Below are 2,503 nucleotides of genomic sequence, written 5' to 3'. Positions count from 1 at the left end.
GGTTTGATGACGGTGTCTAGTCGCACCAAAGTCGCCCGGGAAGAGGCCCTAATGAAGTTTGACGGAGAAATCATGGAAATACTCGCTGCGTATGATCTGACCGGATCGTTGCGCGCCGCCGCGGAACTCACCGGCTGCTCGCACCACACAGTTGCCAGGCACGTCGCTGCCAGGGACGCCGGCCAGCCGATCGCCGAACCGGTGTACCGGGGCAGGGTCACCGATGCGTTCCTGCCCAAGATCGAGGAATGGATCGAGGCCTCCAAGGGCAAGATCCGCGCCGACAAAGCCCACGAGAAGCTCCGGGCCCTCGGCTACGAGGGTTCGGAGCGTTCGACCCGCCGKGCCGTCGCCCAGGTCCGCGCCGCCTGGCGGCTCGGCCACGTCCGGGTGCACCGGCCGTGGATCACGGAACCGGGAATGTGGCTTCAGTACGATTTCGGCGACGGCCCCGTGATCGAGGGAAAGAAGACCGTTTTGTTCGTGGCCTGGCTGGCATGGTCCCGCTTCAGGATCGTCATCGCGTTGCGGGACCGGACGGCGCCGAGCGTGTTCGCCGCGCTGGACCGCAGCTTCCGTGTCATCGGCGGCGCCCCGACCTACGTCCTGACCGATAACGAGAAGACGGTCACGGTGTCCCATGTTGCCGGGGTCCCGGTGCGCAACCAGCAGACAGTGGACTTCGCCCGCCATTACGGGGTGACGGTGCTGACCTGCCAGCCCGCGGACCCGGCGTCCAAGGGCGGCGTGGAGTCCTCGGTGAAAGTCGCCAAGGCAGACATCGTGCCAAAGGACACCAACCTGCGTGCGGAGTACGCTTCGTTCGCCGAGATCGAAGCGGCGTGCCAGGCGTTCATGGACGTGGTCAATAACCGTGAGCACCGGGCCACCCGCCGCCAACCCGCCATGATGTTGGCCGAGGAAGCGCCGCGGTTGCACAGGATCCCGGACACCGCGCACACCGTCGCATTCGGGCTCTCCCGCACCGTCCCGGAGAACACGCCGATGGTCACCTTCGAGAACGGGCAGTACTCCGTTCCGGCGTATCTGCTCGGCGGCAGGGTGTTCGTCCGGGCCCACGGCGCCGGAGCCGACGAGCAGGTCATCATCGTCCACCACGGCAGCCAGGGGCCGGTGGAAGTCGCCCGGCACCGGCGCGCCCGGCCCGGCAGCCCGGCGATCAACGACGCCCACTTCCCGGACCATAGGTCCAGGATCCCCGGTGAATACACGGCGAAAGCCAGGACGGCCGCGGAGACGGAGTTCCTTAACATCGGCGACGGGGCCCGCACCTGGCTGCTCGAGGCCGCCGCGGCGGGCACGGCCCGGATGAACGTGAAGAYGGCCGAAGCGGTCGCCCTGGCCAAGATCGCCGGGCAGTCCGAAGTCGATCAGGCCCTCGGGACCGCGGCCATCCATGGCCGCTTCGCGAACAAGGATCTTGCCTCGATCCTGAACGCCGCGAGCACGCGCACGACCACCCATACTGCCGGGGAGACCCGGTCCCTGACCCAGGGCACCGCCGGGTGGGCGGCGATCGGCCGCCCACCCGTTCCCGCCCGTGTTGACGACGCCCTGGGAGAAAGCGCGTGAGCCCGGTCCCGGCCACCGCACCCGTACTGGCGCCGGAGCTGGAGGCGCTGATGCGGCAGTTGAAGATGCCCCATGCACGGGCGCTGGCGCCGGAACTGATCGCGACCGCCCGCGCCCAGCGCTGGGAACCGGCCGAGGTCATCAAAGCCCTCTTCATCGAGGAAGTCGCCGGCCGGTCCCGGTCCATGCTCGCCACCAGACGCAAGGCCGCCGGCTTCCCGACCGGGAAGACCTTCGACACCTGGGATCCCGCCGCCTCCTCGATCCCCGCACCGACGCAGCAGGCACTGCGGACGCTGGAATGGATCGGGCGGAAGGAAAACGTCGTGATCTGCGGCCCCTCCGGCACGGGCAAAACGTTCTTCCTCGAAGCCCTCGGCCAACAAGCCGTCGAGGCCGGCCTGCGGGTCGCCTGGTTCCGGCTCGAGGACCTCGGCGCTCTCATGCGAGCCCACCGCTCCGATGACAGCGTAACCAAAGTCGTCGCCCGGATCCTGCGCGCAGATTTAGTGGTGGTCGATGACATAGGACTCTTGCCGGTCGGCACCGACGCCGCCGAGGGCCTCTACCGCCTCGTCGACGCCGCCTACGAGAAACGCTCCATCGCGGTCTCCTCAAACCTGCATCCCGCCGGCTTTGACGAACTCATGCCCAAAACCCTCGCCACCGCAACCGTCGACCGGCTGCTGCACCACGCGCACGTCTGCCAAACCTCAGGAGAATCGATCCGCCTCAGCCAGGCCCTGGCCGGAAAAGGAGTCACGCCAATGAGCTAAACCCACATCCCAACATGGCCAACGCCGCCGAACACCCGGTGGGCAGATCTGGTGGCCATGAACGGGCAGTTTTCATGGCCACCAGCGGGCATTTTTGCTGGCCGTCCATGGGCACAAACTATTGGCCATTGACA

The 2,503-nt window shown here is 67.3% G+C and carries 2 protein-coding genes; both read left to right on the top strand.

All coding sequences use genetic code 11. From position 1 onward, the window contains the following. Positions 1-51: 51 nt before the first annotated feature. Positions 52-1,593 carry an IS21 family transposase gene (gene istA / locus AC1DCZ_RS19260; RefSeq protein ID WP_476975997.1) on the top strand — a complete coding sequence of 514 codons (1,542 nt, stop codon included), beginning with the start codon at positions 52-54 and terminating at the stop codon, positions 1,591-1,593. After that, positions 1,590-2,369, top strand: coding sequence for an IS21-like element helper ATPase IstB (istB, locus tag AC1DCZ_RS19255; RefSeq protein ID WP_476975996.1), 780 nt, complete (start codon positions 1,590-1,592; stop codon positions 2,367-2,369). The genes istA and istB overlap by 4 nt, the downstream gene beginning before the upstream one ends. Positions 2,370-2,503 lie beyond the last annotated feature (134 nt).

The sequence above is a fragment of the Arthrobacter sp. 10N418 genome, assembly GCF_056394725.1.
This window is presented reverse-complemented; position numbering and strand designations above follow the sequence as displayed.